This window comes from Alteromonas sp. ABV4_150, from assembly GCF_056311745.1.
Genome location: NZ_CM149971.1, coordinates 2,866,139 through 2,882,934 on the forward strand (window position 1 = coordinate 2,866,139; position 16,796 = coordinate 2,882,934).

General features: G+C 44.9%; 15 protein-coding genes. 11 read left to right on the plus strand and 4 right to left on the minus strand.

Going from position 1 to position 16,796, the window contains the following annotated elements; translation table 11 throughout:
• Positions 1 to 272: 272 nt before the first annotated feature.
• Positions 273 to 1,371, plus strand: a protein-coding gene (gene prfB, locus ACYX4M_RS12495) for a peptide chain release factor 2 (protein ID WP_476080352.1) whose coding sequence is annotated in 2 segments (ribosomal slippage) — positions 273 to 347 and positions 349 to 1,371 — 1,098 coding nt in all. Because the reading frame shifts where the segments join, the coding sequence is not laid out codon by codon here.
• Between the two features lie 23 nt (positions 1,372 to 1,394).
• The gene (lysS, locus tag ACYX4M_RS12500; RefSeq protein ID WP_476080353.1) at positions 1,395 to 2,963 is read left to right on the plus strand and encodes a lysine--tRNA ligase; all 1,569 of its coding nucleotides are present in this window, start codon (positions 1,395 to 1,397) and stop codon (positions 2,961 to 2,963) included.
• Positions 2,964 to 2,987: 24 nt separating this feature from the next.
• Here lysS and ACYX4M_RS12505 read toward each other — a convergent pair whose 3' ends face one another.
• The 3 genes from ACYX4M_RS12505 to ACYX4M_RS12515 all read right to left on the minus strand — a co-directional run bounded on the left by ACYX4M_RS12505 (position 2,988) and on the right by ACYX4M_RS12515 (position 5,307).
• A complete protein-coding gene (locus ACYX4M_RS12505) occupies positions 2,988 to 3,929 on the minus strand; it encodes a ketopantoate reductase family protein (RefSeq protein WP_476080354.1) in 942 nt (313 codons plus the stop codon).
• A gap of 77 nt (positions 3,930 to 4,006) precedes the next feature.
• Positions 4,007 to 4,747 (minus strand): pseudouridine synthase, encoded by a 741-nt coding sequence (locus ACYX4M_RS12510; RefSeq protein ID WP_476080355.1) that lies wholly within the window; start codon positions 4,745 to 4,747, stop codon positions 4,007 to 4,009.
• Positions 4,747 to 5,307 (minus strand): Hpt domain-containing protein, encoded by a 561-nt coding sequence (locus ACYX4M_RS12515; protein WP_476080356.1) that lies wholly within the window; start codon positions 5,305 to 5,307, stop codon positions 4,747 to 4,749. The genes ACYX4M_RS12510 and ACYX4M_RS12515 overlap by 1 nt, the downstream gene beginning before the upstream one ends.
• Positions 5,308 to 5,643: 336 nt before the next feature.
• Here ACYX4M_RS12515 and ACYX4M_RS12520 point away from each other — a divergent pair, with 336 nt between their 5' ends.
• The 6 genes from ACYX4M_RS12520 (at position 5,644) to ACYX4M_RS12545 (ending at position 12,558) form a co-directional block, all read left to right on the plus strand.
• A complete protein-coding gene (locus tag ACYX4M_RS12520; protein ID WP_476080357.1) occupies positions 5,644 to 8,514 on the plus strand; it encodes a M16 family metallopeptidase in 2,871 nt (956 codons plus the stop codon).
• Positions 8,515 to 8,587: 73 nt separating this feature from the next.
• Positions 8,588 to 10,186 carry a glutamate--cysteine ligase gene (gene gshA, locus ACYX4M_RS12525; protein ID WP_476080358.1) on the plus strand — a complete coding sequence of 533 codons (1,599 nt, stop codon included), beginning with the start codon at positions 8,588 to 8,590 and terminating at the stop codon, positions 10,184 to 10,186.
• Between the two features lie 67 nt (positions 10,187 to 10,253).
• Positions 10,254 to 10,892: a transglycosylase SLT domain-containing protein gene (locus ACYX4M_RS12530; RefSeq protein ID WP_014948754.1), complete on the plus strand. Its 639-nt coding sequence runs from the start codon at positions 10,254 to 10,256 to the stop codon at positions 10,890 to 10,892.
• A gap of 362 nt (positions 10,893 to 11,254) precedes the next feature.
• On the plus strand, positions 11,255 to 11,713 hold the full coding sequence (locus ACYX4M_RS12535) for a hypothetical protein (RefSeq protein ID WP_476080359.1): 459 nt from the start codon (positions 11,255 to 11,257) through the stop codon (positions 11,711 to 11,713).
• Positions 11,714 to 11,831: 118 nt separating this feature from the next.
• Positions 11,832 to 12,251: a hypothetical protein gene (locus ACYX4M_RS12540; RefSeq protein ID WP_476080360.1), complete on the plus strand. Its 420-nt coding sequence runs from the start codon at positions 11,832 to 11,834 to the stop codon at positions 12,249 to 12,251.
• Between the two features lie 181 nt (positions 12,252 to 12,432).
• Positions 12,433 to 12,558, plus strand: a complete 126-nt coding sequence (locus ACYX4M_RS12545) for a DUF3149 domain-containing protein (protein WP_334057681.1) — start codon at positions 12,433 to 12,435, stop codon at positions 12,556 to 12,558.
• Positions 12,559 to 12,579: 21 nt separating this feature from the next.
• Here the strand turns inward: ACYX4M_RS12545 and smrB are convergent, their stop codons facing one another.
• Positions 12,580 to 13,230: an endonuclease SmrB gene (gene smrB, locus ACYX4M_RS12550; RefSeq protein WP_476080361.1), complete on the minus strand. Its 651-nt coding sequence runs from the start codon at positions 13,228 to 13,230 to the stop codon at positions 12,580 to 12,582.
• A gap of 152 nt (positions 13,231 to 13,382) precedes the next feature.
• Here smrB and prmB point away from each other — a divergent pair, with 152 nt between their 5' ends.
• The 3 genes from prmB (at position 13,383) to ACYX4M_RS12565 (ending at position 16,794) form a co-directional block, all read left to right on the plus strand.
• Positions 13,383 to 14,318, plus strand: coding sequence for a 50S ribosomal protein L3 N(5)-glutamine methyltransferase (gene prmB / locus ACYX4M_RS12555; RefSeq protein ID WP_476082876.1), 936 nt, complete (start codon positions 13,383 to 13,385; stop codon positions 14,316 to 14,318).
• Between the two features lie 9 nt (positions 14,319 to 14,327).
• Complete coding sequence (gene aroC / locus ACYX4M_RS12560) at positions 14,328 to 15,425, plus strand: chorismate synthase (RefSeq protein ID WP_474854215.1); 1,098 nt, start codon at positions 14,328 to 14,330, stop codon at positions 15,423 to 15,425.
• 151 nt (positions 15,426 to 15,576) lie between these two features.
• Positions 15,577 to 16,794 (plus strand): MFS transporter, encoded by a 1,218-nt coding sequence (locus ACYX4M_RS12565; RefSeq protein ID WP_476080362.1) that lies wholly within the window; start codon positions 15,577 to 15,579, stop codon positions 16,792 to 16,794.
• Positions 16,795 to 16,796 lie beyond the last annotated feature (2 nt).

Genomic DNA, 16,796 nt, shown 5'->3' on the forward strand with positions numbered 1-16,796 from the left:
ACAAGGCGTGAATGTGCTAAACAAGTGCATCGAACTAAGATGCCAAGAAGCGTTGGGTGCTTCATAAGTTTAATCTTATGGGCTTTGAATGTATTACCAATGCCTACTGTAAGCCGTTTAACGGTAATATCATTCAATTCACCTTAAGCGACTAAAAAACGTTCGCTAGCGTGTGCAAAAACTGGGTCGCAATATTTGCGCCAACCCCTATCAAAATTCCTTCAAATTCGGTACTATCCGCGGTCTTAAATTTATAACGAAATAAGCGGACTATGTTTGAAATAAACCCCGTTACTAATGCGATAAAAGATATCCGCGAGCGCACCGAAGCGCTTAGGGGGTATCTTTGACTTTGATGCAAAGTCAGAGCGTTTAGAAGAAGTTAGCCGAGAGTTAGAAAGTCCTGATGTTTGGAACGAGCCAGACAGAGCGCAGGCACTTGGCAAGGAAAAAGTGGCCCTAGAGCAAATCGTTGAAACGATCCATAAGCTCGATCAGGGAACTGAAGACGTTGAAGGTCTTGTTGAATTGGCCGTTGAAGCCGAAGATGAAGATACTTTCAACGAGGCTCAAAGTGAACTTGAAAGCTTAATTGAGCAGCTAGAAGTGCTTGAGTTTCGCCGTATGTTTTCTGGTCCAAATGATGAAAGCGACTGCTACATTGATATTCAGTCGGGCTCTGGTGGTACAGAAGCGCAAGATTGGGCCAATATGCTGCTTCGCATGTATTTGCGTTGGGGTGAAGCCCACGGTTTTAAAACTGAACTTATTGAAGTATCAGACGGTGATGTAGCCGGGATTAAAAGTGCAACTTTGCGTATTCAGGGCGAATATGCATTTGGTTGGCTACGTACAGAAACCGGCGTGCACCGTTTGGTTCGTAAGTCACCGTTTGACTCGGGTAACCGCCGTCATACGTCATTTTCATCAGCGTTTGTATACCCAGAAATTGACGACGATATTGATATAGATATCAACCCGTCTGACTTACGTATCGATACCTATCGCGCATCAGGCGCAGGTGGACAGCACGTAAACAGAACGGACTCTGCGGTACGTATTACTCACGAGCCAACGGGTATTGTGGTGCAGTGTCAAAATGATCGCTCGCAGCACAAGAACAAAGATCAGGCGATGAAGCAGTTAAAAGCCAAACTTTATGAGTTTGAACTGCAAAAACAAAACGCTGAAAAACAAGCGATGGAAGACAGCAAGTCTGATATCGGCTGGGGAAGCCAAATACGCTCTTACGTTTTGGACGACTCTCGCATTAAAGATTTGCGTACTGGCGTGGAAACACGTAACACTCAAGCCGTGCTAGATGGCGACTTGGACAAATTTATTGAAGCCAGCCTTAAATCTGGGCTGTAAACCGAACAACGAAGTGAAAGGTTATGACTGACCAACAAACAGACGATAACAAATTGATTGCAGAGCGCCGTGCTAAGCTAAGCGCTATTCGCGAGCAGTGCCGTGCGAACGGTTTCCCAAACAGCTTCCGTCGCGAAAACTATGCGGATGAGCTTCAAGCTAAGTTCGGTGAATTCGACAAGGAAACGCTGCAAGAACAGGGTAACAAGGTAAGCATTGCTGGCCGTATTATGGCAAAGCGTGGTCCTTTCATGCTGCTTCAAGACATGACTGGCCGTATACAAGCTTACGCTGATAAAGACACGCAAAAAGCCCTAAAAGCAAAATACGGTGCACTGGATATTGGTGACATCATTGGCGTAGCAGGTGACCTGCATAAGTCAGGTAAAGGCGACCTATACGTAAATATGGAGCAATACGAGTTGCTAACGAAAGCACTTCGTCCATTGCCAGAAAAATTCCACGGTTTGAGCGATCAGGAAACGAAGTATCGTCAGCGCTACGTTGACCTGATCACAAGTGAACAAACTCGCAAAACCTTCATGATCCGCAGTAAGATTGTAAACGGCATTCGTAACTACCTTACTGAACGTGACTATCTTGAAGTAGAAACGCCAATGCTACAGGTTATTCCTGGTGGCGCGACGGCGAAGCCATTCGTGACTCACCACAATGCGCTAGACATTGATATGTACCTGCGTATCGCGCCAGAGCTATACCTTAAGCGCTTAGTCGTTGGTGGTTTTGAGCGTGTGTTTGAAATCAACCGTAACTTCCGTAATGAAGGTCTATCAACCCGTCACAACCCAGAGTTTACTATGCTTGAGTTCTACCAAGCGTATGCAGACTATAACGACCTGATGAACCTAACAGAGGATATGCTGCGCACCTTGGCAGAAGATATTCTTGGAACAAGCATCATCAAAAACACAACCAAAGACGCTGAAGGTAACGTAACGTCTGAAGTTGAATACGATTTTGGTAAGCCGTTTGACCGCTTAAGCATGGGTGAAGCTATTCTTAAGTATTGGCCAGAAGCTGATGAAGCCGCTATCCGCGACCCAGAAGCTCACCTTGATGCGCTTAAAGCAATGGCGAAACAACTTCACATTAAAGAGCCTGAAGTTGACGGTATTTGGGGTGCAGGTAAGTACCTTTGCGAAATCTTCGAAGCAACCGCTGAAGAAAAGCTTGAGCAGCCTACGTTTATTACAGAATATCCTTGGGAAGTATCACCGCTTGCGCGTCGTAATGACAATAACCCATTTATTACCGATCGCTTCGAGTTCTTCGTAGGTGGGCGTGAGTTAGCGAATGGCTTTAGCGAGCTTAACGACCCAGAAGACCAAGCAGAGCGTTTTGCGAAGCAAGTTGAAGAAAAAGATGCTGGCGATGATGAAGCTATGCACTTTGACGACGATTACATTCGTGCGCTTGAATATGGCTTACCGCCAACAGCGGGTGAAGGTATTGGTATCGACCGTCTAGCGATGTTGTTTACCGATAGCTCAACGATTAAAGATGTTATCTTGTTCCCACATATGAAGCCTCAGGCGCCGAAAGACGCGCAAGAAGCGGGTGAGCAAGACTAAAAAACGGTTATAAACGCTAAGGCTTTAAACACTTAGCGCTTTAACACGCTCTACCAAAAGGGTGTTCTCGGGAACGGGGATACCCTTTTTCTTTGCCATTTCCACAATATAACCGTTAATGGCATCGATTTCTGTTTGCCTGCCATGTGCAATATCTTGATGCATGCTGGAGTAGTTTTCACCTGTTGCTTTGGCTACCGAGAGTACGTTTTCGTGGACTGACCGAGCATCGAAATCTAGCCCGTATGCATTTGCTACCTGTGTGAACTCATTGCATATAGCAATACGGCTTTGTTCAAATTCAGTGTTACCAACGTGCTTATTTTGAATATCGTGAAGTGCTGTTAGTGGATTAATTACGGCATTAACGGAAAGCTTAGTCCAGAGTGCTTTTAAAATATCACCACTGTATTGCACGGGCGGAAGCGCACTAGTTACGGTAGCAATTGCGCTGGATAGCTGGGGCGCTATCTGTGAAAGGGCGGCCAGTGTTTGAGGTATTGGCTCAGCTAAATTAGGCGCGCCAATTTGCGTTGCCCCTAGCCCAGTATAATTCACATGAAAATCGCCGCTTAATGTACTTTCTTTTAACGCGCCGTGGCTAGTTGTAGCAAGAAGCAGCGGATAATCGCCGCCTAACAAGTTTCGTGCAACCTCTAGCCCGCCCATACCATTGTGCATCAGCACAACCGTCGGTTTTTGATTGAGGTAGGGAAGCCATTGCTTTAGAGCAGCGTTAAGTTGATACACTTTAAGTGGAAGTATTAACACGTCACCTTTTTCAAGAACGACAGGCGCAGGCATAGCAGCTTTTAGTTCAATGCTTTGACCGCCTTGCCACTTTGCGCGAGCTGGCATGTTCCTAATATTTCTGGGGTAGCAATCATAGGGCACGCCATTTTTCTGGGCGCTCGCAGCAATTAGGCTTCCTATGGCACCGCCGCCGACTATATGTAGTTTACCCATTAGCATCTATTAAACATTCACAGTAGCTTCTATTTTATTATGACTATTGGCACCTATTAGGCCGTTCGCGTTTTCCCCTAGCACGCCGGCAAAAAGCGTGCGGGAAGGGAAGGCCATGGATAAGTTTCGGGCGCATTAAGCCCGTTGTACCAAGTCTGCACATCGGCTTCGTTTATGACTTCACCTGTATCGAAAGGTGCAGTAACCAATAATTCACCAGAAGATAAAGGAAGGCGCAAGTGCCAAGCATGAAGGTAGAGCCTGTCTGATGCCGCGCCGCCGTATAGTGTATCACCTAAAATAGGGGCTCCGACGCTTTTGAGCGCTACTCGAATTTGATGGGTTTTCCCTGAATGAGGTTTAACAAGGAAGCCACGGGTTCCGGGTTTAGCTGCGCTACTAAAAAACTGAGTTATCGCTGGGCTGTCCTGAGTTTTAAGTAAAATGCGCTGGCCGCCGCGACGATTTTTCATATCGCCGATTATCGTGCCCTGCTTCTTTTTAGGTTTGTTATCGCTTAAGGCTAGGTAGTATTTGCTCACCCGTCTTGATGAAAAAAGCTCGCCGATTTCTGCCGCCACTGTGGCATTTTTGGCCAGACACAAACAACCTGAGGTACCGGTATCTAAACGGTGACAAAGGTGCAATTCTTTAACGGCGAGCTGCTTTTTTAGAACAGTAACAATGCCGTCTACCTTTCCTGCTTTAATTCCTTTAGTTGTTTCTTGTTCTACGCCAGCGTCATGCATGGCAACGCCAACAGGCTTATTAACGACAATAAGATCGGTGTTTTCAAAGAGGATAGGAATGTGCCGCACTAGCTATTTTCTAACTCTTCGATAGCTTCTTCATAATCTAGCTCGTCAACTGCATCGATAATAGCCGTGCGTTTTTCTTGCGGTAAGGCAAGGGCGTCTAGCCACTCGTCTAGTTTATCCTGTGCAATAAACTCACTGGCTTTAAGTGCGGCCAATAACTGCTTTCGAGCTTGCTCAGCGGCAGCGCCATTTGCAGGGGCAGAAGCGGTAACTTGTGGCTCTTTGATTAATGCATCTACCGTGGTAATTGTCTCATTTAGCACGGCGACAAACGCAGGGTATTCATCAGCGACTTGTCCGTCGTTTCTAAAGCTACTTTCAACTGGCTTGCTTGCGTTGTGAAGCGCAAACATACCTAGATTTCCCGTTACTCCCTTAAGGGTATGAACAAGTGAATAAGCCTCAGTGAAGTCACCCTTTGCAATATGCGCTTGTAAGTCAGCATCTAGAGAACGGTATTCGTCCGTAAACTTACCTAGTAGGGTGAACAACAGTTTTTTGTTACCACTTAACTGTGACATTCCGAAGTCTATATCAAGTACTGTTGTTGACTGATCCATACATCTATCCTTTTATTTCGCAACTTCTTTTCGGACAATTTCTAGTCCAAACGCAAACCATTTGTCAGTTCATTCGTACCACTTAACGAATTCAACTGGCTAAAGCCTTTATTACTAAAGACTACGAAGTGTAAGTGTATTTCAGAAATACACAAATTAATACATCCATAGCAAAGTCGAAGCAAGTAAAGCGTTAAAAAGTCTGGTAGTCTTCAAAAATTCGCTCGCGCTTTTGAAATCGCAACTTCATTCTTAACCGTCAAGTTAAGTGGTTACGGCAAAATGTAGTTAGAGTGAAGACGAGCGAAAACAGGTAGTAATTTAAAAGGAATCATCATGTCAGGAAAACTGACCCTTCGTACCCTCTTTATGGCCATAGGCGTCATCGCAGTATCAGCGTGTCAGCACGTGCAGGAAGAACAGGCGAATAGTCAATCAGATACCGCCGCGACTACATCAAATAGCGTTTCTATTCCTTACGAAAAATATACGCTTGATAACGGGCTGACCGTCATCCTACACGAAGACCATTCTGACCCGCTTGTGCACGTCGATGTAACTTATCACGTTGGTTCGGCACGAGAAGAAATTGGCAAATCTGGCTTTGCCCACTTCTTTGAGCACATGATGTTTCAAGGGTCAAAACACGTTGCTGATGAACAGCATTTTAAAGTTATCACAGAATCTGGCGGCAATCTAAACGGCACGACTAATACCGATCGCACTAACTACTTTGAAACTGTGCCGGCAAACCAGTTAGAAAAAGTGTTATGGCTTGAGTCTGACAGAATGGGCTACCTGCTAGAAGCCGTAGACCAAACTAAGTTTGAAAATCAAAGAGAGACAGTTAAAAACGAACGCGCACAACGGGTAGACAATCAACCTTACGGGTTGCGTTTTGAGCTCAATGGCGAAGCGCTTTATCCTGAAGGGCATCCTTATTCGTGGATGACTATTGGTTATGTAGAAGACTTAGATCGAGTAGACGTAAACGACCTGAAAGCTTTCTTTAAGCGCTGGTATGGCCCTAACAATGCTGTGCTTACCATTGGTGGCGATATCGATGTAGCTAACACTAAAGCTTGGGTGAATAAGTACTTCGGCGAAATACCCGCTGGCCCTGCAGTAGAAGAGCCTGAGCCACAACAGGTGACGTTAAAGGAAACCCGTTATGTAACGTTAGAAGATAAAGTCCATCTTCCTCTTCTTCAAATAACCTACCCCACGGTATACGGTCGTCACGAAGATGAAGCGCCGCTTGATGTTTTAGCCGATATTTTAGGTGGTGGTAAAACTTCATTGTTTTATAAAAACTTAGTTAAAGAGGGCATGGCAGTGCAGGCCGTAGTGTCTCACCCTTGCCGTGAACTTGCCTGTGAGTTTCAGCTACTTGCCTTGGCTAATCCAGCAAAAATCACCTCACTCTCAACACTTCAAGATGTGCTGAATAAAACACTTGAAGAGTTTGAAACAAGAGGTGTCACCACCGATGATTTAGCGCGAACGAAAGGTAAAATTGAGGCGCGTACGGTGTTTGGTTTACAAAGTGTGTCTGGCAAGGTGTCAGCGCTTGCTGCAAACGAAACCTTTTATCAAACGCCCGATTTAATAGCCGAAGATATTGAGCGCTACAACGCGGTAACGGCTGAAGACATCATGCGCGTGTATAATAAGTACATTAAAGGTGCTAATAGCGTAGTGCTAAGTGTAGTGCCAAAAGGGCAGGCACAACTTGCTGCTGCCGAGCAGAACTTTGAGCGCCCGGTAAGAAATATTGAGATAGAAACCACAGAGGTTACAAATGAGGAAGCCTTTACCAGCGCAGAATCTAGTTTCGATAGAAGCGAAATGCCAAAGGCTGGCGAGGCACCAGTTGTAGAAGTACCTGATTATTGGGAAGCTGAACTTGCTAACGGTATAGAAATGCTTGGCGTTACCAGCGCAGAAACACCAACGGTAACGTTAACCCTAGGCATGGATGGTGGTATGTTGCTAGACCCTGAAGGTAAAGCTGGCACGGCTTATCTGACAGCTTTACTAATGAATGAAACTACAAAAAATTATAGTAACGAAGAATTGGCTAACGAGCTTGCTAAGTTGGGGAGTGCTATCCGGTTCAGCACTGCTGGTAGGTACTCGCAAGTCTATGTATCAACATTAACTAAGCATTTAGATGAAACCTTAGCACTGTTAAAAGAAAAGTTGTTCAACCCTGCGTTTACGCAAGAAGACTTCAACCGCATGAAAGAGCGTGTTGTACAGGGGCTACAGCAGCAAGCGAAAACGCCTTCAAGCCTGGCGCGTCGTGCACGAGATCTAATCTTGTTTGGGGAAGAGAATCGCGTAAGCCTGCCTGACGAAGGTACATTAGAATCAGTACAAAACATCACGTTAGAAGACGTTAAAGCGTTTTATGCTAATTATTACTCACCTGATAAAGCGAGTATTGTTGTTGTCGGCAACTTACCAAAAGAGACTATGGTAAATACTTTAGATTTCATCGGTCAGTGGCAAGGTAAAACCTATCAGTTCGCTGATTACAGTGACTTTCCTAAGTATGAAGAAAATCAGATATTCCTGGTAGACAGTCCAGAGGCGGTACAGTCAGTGGTATACCTAGTTGATCGAAGCCTACCTTTTGATGCAACAGGCGATCACTTTAAGTCCCGTCTTATGAACTTCCCGTTAGGTGGGGCATTTAATAGCCGTATAAATCTTAACTTGCGAGAAGATAAAGGCTTCACCTATGGAGCAAATAGCGGCTTTGTGGGTGGTAAAACACTTGGATGGTTTGAAGCAAGTACCGACCTCACTGCTGCTAACACAGGTGAAGGTATCGCTGAAATTTTAAAAGAGATTAATCGCTACCGCACTGAAGGCGTGACTGAGGAAGAAATAGCCTTCATGCGCAACGCCTTTACATTAAGCGATGCGTTAGAATTTGAAACGCCTGCTAGCAAAGCACGCTTCCTAAGACAGCTGCTGAGCTACGATTTGGAAAAAGGCTACCGTGAAGAGCAGCTCGCTATTATCAACAATATTGACAAGGAAACGGTGGATGCGTTAGCAAAGCAATATTTGAATCTCGATAAGATGCAAATTATTGTAGTAGGTGATAAAACTAAAATTTTGCCTCAATTAAACGCGCTATCAATGCCAATTATCGAGTTATCAGTAGAGAGTAATACCCGAGAAACGTTAAACTGATAGATTGATTTTTGTTGAATTAACACTATTGCCCCCCATAACAGGGGCAATATTGACATAACGGACCACCATTTTGACTGTAGACTTATCCCGTTTTGAAGCGCGCATCGCTGCGCTTAAGTCACCCGAGTTCCTAGCTGCGCTTAAAGACATAAAGCGCGGAGTAGAGCGCGAGGCCCTTCGTATAAACCCGAACGGTACGTTGGCGCAAACGCCTCATCCTAAACCTCTGGGCTCTGCACTGACTCACGATTCAATAACTACAGACTTTTCTGAATCGCTGCTTGAGTTCATTACACCGCCAGAGAATAGCGCAGCCAAAACTATCAATCAGTTAAAAGATATCCATAAATTCGTTATCGATAACATTGGTGACGAGCAGATATGGCCACTAAGCATGCCGTGTTTCATCGAAGATGAAGCCGACATTCCTATCGCTTACTTCGGTGAGTCAAATGTAGGAAAAATGAAGCGAGTGTACCGCATAGGGCTTAAAAACCGTTATGGCAGTATGATGCAGGCTATTGCTGGCGTTCATTTTAACTTTTCTCTACCTAATAGCTTTTGGAAACTATGGGCTGAACTGAACGGAAAAGAATATTCGCAAGATCAGGTTTCAGCGGATTATTTTGGGTTAATTCGCAACTATCGTCGCCTTTGTTGGCTAATACCTTATCTTTATGGCGCATCTCCTGCACTTTGTGGTTCATTCCTGAAAGGTAAAAAGCACGCCTTGCCGTTTGAGAAAGTGGGTAAAGGTACGGTTTACATGCCTTATGCCACGTGCCTTCGAATGAGTGACTTAGGCTACACCAGTGCCGAGCAATCGTCCCTTAAAATCTGTTACAACCAGCTCGACAACTACGTCAAGCTGTTGCGGGATGCCATGAATACGCCGTCTACGCGCTTCAGCCAGTTTGCTGCTGGGGATGAGGGCAATTATCAGCAGCTTAGCCGTAATATTATTCAGATTGAAAATGAGCTGTACTCGCCTATACGACCCAAGCAGCCTACTAAGTCAATGGAAAAACCAACAGACGCTTTGGTTCGCCGCGGTATCAATTACATTGAAGTACGAGCGCTAGACGTTAATCCGTTTTCGGCAGTGGGTATTTCACAAACCCAGTTTGATTTCTTAGATGTATTTTTAGTTGCGTGTTTACTAATGCCAAGTACTGAGCTCGACGAAACCCAACTTAACGAAGCGAAAGAGAATATGAACCGAGTAGTACTAGAAGGGAGAAATCCAAATCTAGTACTAAAAAATGGCGGCGTAGATATCACATTACCCCAGTGGTGTACTTCTCTGTTTGAGTCTTTCGAGCAGGCCGCTGAATTACTTGATATGGCTAACGATACTTGTCGCTACAGTGAAGCAGTAAAAACTGAATTCGCCAAAGTACAAGACCCCGATTTAACGCCGTCAGGCAAACTGCTTTCTATGCTTTTAGAAGGTGACAAAGACAATGGTGTGCTAGGGTTGGAGCTTGCTCAGGCTTATCAAGCTGAGATGAAGTCTTTTGAATATACGGATACCGACGCTGCTGGATTCGCTGCCCAAGCTGACGTGTCGTTTGCTGCTCAAAAAGAAATAGAAGCGGCTGATGTGAAAGACTTTGATACATTTATTCGTGATTATTTCGCTGAGGCCCCAGCAAAAAAAAATGCCTGACATAGGTCAGGCATCGAAGGGTTCCAGGGAAACACACATTTTACTAGAACATTAGTTAAGACAAGCTATGAACCAAAAGTTCAAAAAACTGGTTGTTTTTTTATCAACTCTCATCGTTCTTTTTCCGCTATTTATCGCTGGGTGTGCAACTACGCCTCCTAAAGACATCAGTAATTTGTGCGAAATATTCTACGAAAAGGACGATTGGTATGATGCAGCTGCTGATGCCCGCGATAAATGGGGTGTGCCTATACATGTTCCAATGGCCATGATGTATCAAGAAAGCTCATTTCGTCACGATGCACTGCCACCTCGAGATTATGTGTTCTTCGGGCTAATCCCTTGGGGACGTGTCAGTTCGGCGTATGGTTATTCCCAAGCCAAAACACCGACGTGGTCAGACTACATGCGCGAAACTGATAATAGCGGTGCTGATAGGGATGATTTTGAAGATGCCATCGACTTTATGGGGTGGTTTATTTATAAATCGCAAAAAGTGAACGGTATTTCTAAATGGGACGCCTATGCACAATACCTTAATTATCACGAAGGATGGGGCGGCTATAAACGCAGAAGCTATGACAGAAAACCTTGGCTTAAGAAAGTGGCGTCAAAAGTAAAAGCCCGCTCGTTGCGCTACGCGACACAACTTAAAACCTGCGAAGAGGACCTTCAAAAAGGTTGGTTTATGAAGCTGTTTAGCTAGCTTTTAAAAGCGAGTATTTATTTAGTATTAAAGACGCGGCTTTTAAGTCGCGTTTTTTATGCCAGTAACAAAATGAGTCGTAAAATAAAAAATGAGGGATAGACGGGCGTCTATCCCTCAGCGACGCTAAGCCAAGACCGTTTTTTACCCAACGTCGAACAGGCATTTACAAGATAGTGTAAATGAGAATGATTTGCAATATCTTTTTGGTGTTGTTTTTATTTTCTTTAGGTGTCGACTTGCCCTTACGATAATTTCACATTTTGTTTGCCGGTTCTTAGGCGCTATTTTAATAACTGCCTTATACTCTATGTGTAGCGATTGTTGCTCTAGCAGATTAAAGAAAGTGGTAACTGTGACTTATGGACAATGAAAAATTTAGTGCGCATGGTGATGTTAAGGCTTACTTTATCCAAGAAAGAAGAATTTTAGCTATCGACTTAAAAGGCCCTTTCAATTTAGAGTTTATCCGTAAATATCAACGGGTGGTGGGCGCTGAAAGGAAAAAGATCAATGTCCCTTGTTGGGCCAGCTTAGTAAACGTTCACGGCCTAGCGCTAGCTCCCATGGAAGCGACGGTAGATGCACAAATGATAGTGGATGAAGCCGTTGATTCAGGGCTTGTTGCCACGGCCGTAGTACTCCATGAACCAGAGGGGCTCGCACTGCAGCAAAAGTTTTGGTCTAGAATTTATGATGCATCCACACTCCCTTTCCAATTTTTTAGCGAAACACCGAAGGCCTCAGAGTGGTTGAGCGAGAAAATTGCTTCTGCTATGCGTGCTAAGGGCGTTTATCAAAACAACAACGTTTTAAGGTAAGGATTAACAAAGTAACGCTCCAAGTAGTGCGTTTTTTTATCACTTTCCCAGCCTTTTGAAATGATCTAAGCATAGCGATATGTCTTATCAATCGTATGAGGCATTATAGGAGGTAGCCATGATAGGAAGTCACCATCAGTATCGCTTTTTCAACGTCAATAACGTGTTATTCGATATACCAAGCAACGTGTACGACGACAGAACAGTGGACGATTGGTTTACCGCGATTGTTAAAGAAGGGGGAAAGCGAGAGCATTGGGTAATATTTTCTATTCCAGATAAAAGTTTAACCGTCACCCACAGTGCAGCAGAGCAACTCTGTAATCGATTGCCTTATTTGAAACCTTACGGCTGCCTTGGCTTTTTGCTTTTAGCATCACACACTAACGCTAAAATTTTTCAACACAGTTTGAGAGCTACACCTTCTAACTTTGATGTGAAAGTGAGTGAGTCTATGGAATCGCTCTGTAGGTCTGCTGAGCTAATGTTAGGAAATGTAAACGAGCTCAATATCTTTAATCGGTTTGGAACGCAATAGGGTTGTAATTTTGGTCAGCAATAACCCTAACTACTTTTGAAAAGGGTTAACAGCGCATCATAATTTGACATAGATCAAGCACGATAGCTGCAGTCATAAGACTAATTTTTGCTATTGATCTAGATCATAATCTTCAAGCCAAGTCTTCTCTATTATTCATTTAGCTAAAGAGGAGACTATTATGATGTGGACGATGATGAAAGACCCAGTGGTGTGGGGCTCACTATTAGGTATCGGCATTATTATTGCGATGATGATGTATTATACCTATCTGTTTATGCACAACAGTGCAGACGAAGATAAATAGGTCGCAATTCGCAGCATTGCCCTAACGTTTATTGTTTTGAAGCGGTATATCAATAAGTACTAGCAACGCTGCTTGACCGCCGTATTCGAGAGGGGCCTGATGGAAAGCACGTACGTGTGGATGCTGAACCAAGTAATGGGGAAGGGCTGCTTTTAACACGCCCTGCCCGAAACCATGCATCACGCAAACACAGTCAATCAGTTCTTTTCTCGCCGTGTGAATTAGCGCCGCAAGCTCTGCTTTTGCCATTTCTCGGGTTAATCCATGCAAATCCAGGGTCATTTCTGGCGAGTAATCACCACGGCGCAACTGTTTCAAAATATGCGTAGACTCACCTTCCTGGCAAAAGCGCATAGGGCCCTCTTGTGGTAAAGCCGCTTGATACATGTCAGAAAAATTGAAACTAGCTGCAAGTTGCTTGCTGTGTTTTAGGTGTTTACCTTTTACCTGCTGCGATTTCTTAAATAACTCAACTTGCTTATCAGGCTCTACCTTATCTTGTGACAAAGGTGTGACGCCCTGCATTACATCAGCAAACGAAAAGGCCTCTTCTTCAACGCTCGATGACGGGTTTTGCTTGTTAGCGCCCTCTATCCCAGCTCGCCCTACAGGACGCTTTGGTTCAGCCAGCTGCTTTTTTAATGCTTTGAGTTCTTTTTTAAAGGTTTTCATCAAATATAGCTTGGGTTAATACACTCGAGTTTAATGATTCAAAACGCCTAAATTATAACGAATAGAAAGATTCGGTACGTAGTTAATTATGTGAATCGGTATGAAGTTTGGGTATGATACCAGCTTTGAAATTTTTGATGTACCCAAACGCCATGACCGATAAGTTTTACCTTGAAGAAGCCATTGAAGATCTGCACACCCTGTTAGATATGACACGATGGGCAACCAGCCGTTTTAACGATGCGGCTTTGTACTTTGGTCATGGTACTGATAACGCGTGGGACGAAGCGACAAGCCTAGTTATGCAAGCCTTACATTTGCCTCACCCTATACTAGAGCAGGTGGGCGATAGCGTTATGGCGTCTCGCTTAACGAAAAGCGAGCGAGAGAAGATTGCAGAGCTTGTTTTAAAACGCGTGCAGACGCGCATGCCACTGCCTTATATCACTAATGAAGCATGGTTTTGCGGTATGCCATTTTACGTGGATGAGCGTGTGCTTATTCCACGTTCGCCATTTGCCGAACTTATTCAAAACGAATTTGCTCCTTTTGTAGAATCGACGCCTAACACTATTCTCGACATGTGCACAGGCGGTGCGTGTATCGCTATTGCACTTGCTCATGCGTATCCAGAAGCGCAGGTGGACGCGGTAGATATCAGCACAGATGCCTTGGAAGTGGCTGACATTAATATTCAGGAGCATGGTCTCAGCCACCGTGTGTATCCAATCCAGTCAGATCTGTTTTCAAGTTTAGAAGGGCAGAAGTACGATCTTATCGTGTCTAACCCACCTTACGTTGACGCAGAGGATATGGCTGACTTACCCGAAGAGTATCACCACGAGCCTGAACTTGCGCTTGCCGCAGGTGACGACGGTTTAGACCTTGTGGACATTATGCTCAAAAGTGCGCCAGCTTACCTTAATGATGGCGGTTGGTTATTCGTAGAAGTAGGCAACAGTGAAGTGCACATGAGCGAAAGGTTTCCTGGCTTAGAAGTCATTTGGTTAGAATTTGAAAATGGTGGTTCAGGTATTTTTGCCGTGCAAAAAAACACATTAGTACAGTATTTTAGTAGTAAGGATTAATAGTTAATTATGTCAGGTAACAGCTTCGGAAAACTTTTCACTGTAACCACGTTTGGTGAAAGCCACGGCATTGCGATTGGCGGTGTAGTAGACGGTTGTCCTCCAGGGCTTGAGATCACAGAAGAAGATCTTCAGGTTGATTTAGACAGACGCAAACCAGGCACTTCGCGCTATACCACAGCGCGAAGAGAAGACGACGAAGTACAAATTCTATCTGGCGTATTTGAAGGCAAGACAACCGGCACTAGCATTGGTTTGTTGATTAAAAATAAAGATCAGCGTAGCCAAGATTACGGCAATATTAAAGACCGCTTCCGCCCAGGTCATGCTGACTATACCTACGATCAAAAATACGGTAGCCGTGACTATCGCGGTGGTGGTCGCTCGTCAGCCCGCGAAACAGCTATTCGCGTAGCCGCTGGCGGTATTGCGAAAAAGTACTTGAAAGAAGTGCATGGTATCGAGGTGTTAGGCTATTTGTCTCAGCTTGGCCCTGTAACGGTAGATAAAGTTGACCATAGCGTCACCAACACTAACCCGTTCTTCTGCCCAGACGAGTCTAAGTTAGATGCGCTGGACGAATACATGCGTGATCTTAAAAAGTCTGGTGACAGCATTGGCGCGAAAGTGTCGGTTGTAGCTAAAAATGTCCCTGTGGGTCTAGGCGAGCCTGTTTTCGATAGGCTGGATGCTGAAATCGCACACGCTATGATGGGCATTAACGCGGTGAAAGGCGTTGAAATTGGCGATGGCTTTGATGTTATTAATCAAAAGGGCAGTGAACATCGCGATACGTTAACGCCTGAAGGGTTTACGTCTAATCATGCCGGTGGCGTGCTAGGCGGCATTTCTACTGGTCAGGATATTGAAGTACACATGGCGCTTAAGCCAACCTCAAGCATTTCGGTACCGGGTAAAACTATCAATAAAGACAATGAAGAGATTGATATCGTCACAAAAGGACGTCACGACCCGTGTGTGGGTATCCGTGCTGTTCCTATTGCTGAAGCCATGCTGGCGCTAGTGTTAATGGATCACTTGCTACGTCACCGCGCGCAAAATGCGGGCGTGCTATCAACGACTAAGCCGATTGCAGGTCAGGCATAGGGTATATAATCGAAACACCGCAATCTTAAAACCACCACATTCACGCGGTTTACAAATACGCGCAGCAATAAAAACATGCTGCGCCAATGAATTTTACTATTCGCCACTACCCGTTTTGCGCTAGTGGCGTTTTTGCATATGGAGATGTGAATTGTCATCTAATGGTCTAAACCACGCCAAAAGCGCTGATCCAGGCGCAAAAAGTAGCAAAGCTGCGCTCTTTATCCTTGCTATTACCTATTGGCTTTACTTCGGGCAACTTGGCGTGCTTGTTCCATACTTGGGGATCTTTCTCGATGGGCGGGGCTTTTCTTCTGCCGAAATCGGTGAGCTTTTTGCCGTCATTACCCTAGCGCGTATTTTGGGCCCTGGCTTGTGGGCAGGCGTTGCTGATAAAACTGGAAATGCTATAGGCGTTATGCGTTTAGGCTGCTTTCTTACGGTGCTGACTTTTAGCTCTGTCTTTTACTTCACTAGTTTCTGGGGGCTTACGCTGGCTTTCGGATTAATGATGATGTTTTGGACAGCGGTATTGCCTCAGCTTGAAGTTATCACCATGAACACGGTGGCGAAAACCAAGGCTACGTATGGGCAGGTAAGGCTATGGGGGAGCGTTGGCTTTATTTGTTTGACGGTCGGTGTAGGAAAGGCCCTAGATATTTTTTCTACCGATACGCCAGTACACGCCAGTATTGGCGTACTCGCGTTACTGTTCATCAGTACCCTGTTCATACGTGCGCCCAAAGAAGCTGCGCCTGAAACGTCTACGGCGGGAAGTATTTGGAAATACGCCAAACAAAAACCTTTCGCCATCTTTATATTCGCTTCAGCGTGCTTGCAAATTAGCTTTGGTGCGTATTACGGCTTTTTTGCCCTCTACATGCGAGACCTTGATTACAGCGGACAACAAACCGGCATCTTTATCGCGCTGGGGGTACTTGCCGAGGTGGGGATATTTCTGCTTGCCCGCAGGCTTATTAGTCAATTTGGTGTGTGGAATTTATTGTTTGTAAGTATCGCGCTCACAGGGCTACGTTGGTATGTGATGGCGGCATTTGCTGACAGCTTTATGGTGATCGTATTAAGCCAGCTTATTCATGCGTTAAGCTTTGGGTTAACCCATGCGGTATCGGTACACTTTATTCACCAGTTTTTACCTAAGGCGTATCACAGCCGAGGGCAAGCAGTGTACATTAGTGTAGCTTTTGGACTGGGTGGCGCATTGGGTAATTACATGGCGGGTCAGCAATGGCAGCAGGGCACTAACGCCTACGAGACTTTCGTCACTGCAGCGGTGTTTGCCGCAGTCGGCGCGCTGTCATTACTAATGTGTTCACGAAAAGAAATGGAAAGCGCACAAGCAGCTTAATA

What these genes read in the sequence shown, in the direction of transcription:
- lysS (WP_476080353.1), top strand. Translation starts at nt 1,395, where the DNA reads ATGACTGACCAACAAACAGACGATAACAAATTGATTGCAGAGCGCCGT.
- ACYX4M_RS12505 (WP_476080354.1), bottom strand. Translation starts at nt 3,929, where the DNA reads ATGGGTAAACTACATATAGTCGGCGGCGGTGCCATAGGAAGCCTAATT.
- ACYX4M_RS12515 (WP_476080356.1), bottom strand. Translation starts at nt 5,307, where the DNA reads ATGGATCAGTCAACAACAGTACTTGATATAGACTTCGGAATGTCACAG.
- ACYX4M_RS12520 (WP_476080357.1), top strand. Translation starts at nt 5,644, where the DNA reads ATGTCAGGAAAACTGACCCTTCGTACCCTCTTTATGGCCATAGGCGTC.
- ACYX4M_RS12530 (WP_014948754.1), top strand. Translation starts at nt 10,254, where the DNA reads ATGAACCAAAAGTTCAAAAAACTGGTTGTTTTTTTATCAACTCTCATC.
- ACYX4M_RS12535 (WP_476080359.1), top strand. Translation starts at nt 11,255, where the DNA reads ATGGACAATGAAAAATTTAGTGCGCATGGTGATGTTAAGGCTTACTTT.
- ACYX4M_RS12540 (WP_476080360.1), top strand. Translation starts at nt 11,832, where the DNA reads ATGATAGGAAGTCACCATCAGTATCGCTTTTTCAACGTCAATAACGTG.
- ACYX4M_RS12545 (WP_334057681.1), top strand. Translation starts at nt 12,433, where the DNA reads ATGATGTGGACGATGATGAAAGACCCAGTGGTGTGGGGCTCACTATTA.
- smrB (WP_476080361.1), bottom strand. Translation starts at nt 13,230, where the DNA reads ATGAAAACCTTTAAAAAAGAACTCAAAGCATTAAAAAAGCAGCTGGCT.
- prmB (WP_476082876.1), top strand. Translation starts at nt 13,383, where the DNA reads ATGACCGATAAGTTTTACCTTGAAGAAGCCATTGAAGATCTGCACACC.
- aroC (WP_474854215.1), top strand. Translation starts at nt 14,328, where the DNA reads ATGTCAGGTAACAGCTTCGGAAAACTTTTCACTGTAACCACGTTTGGT.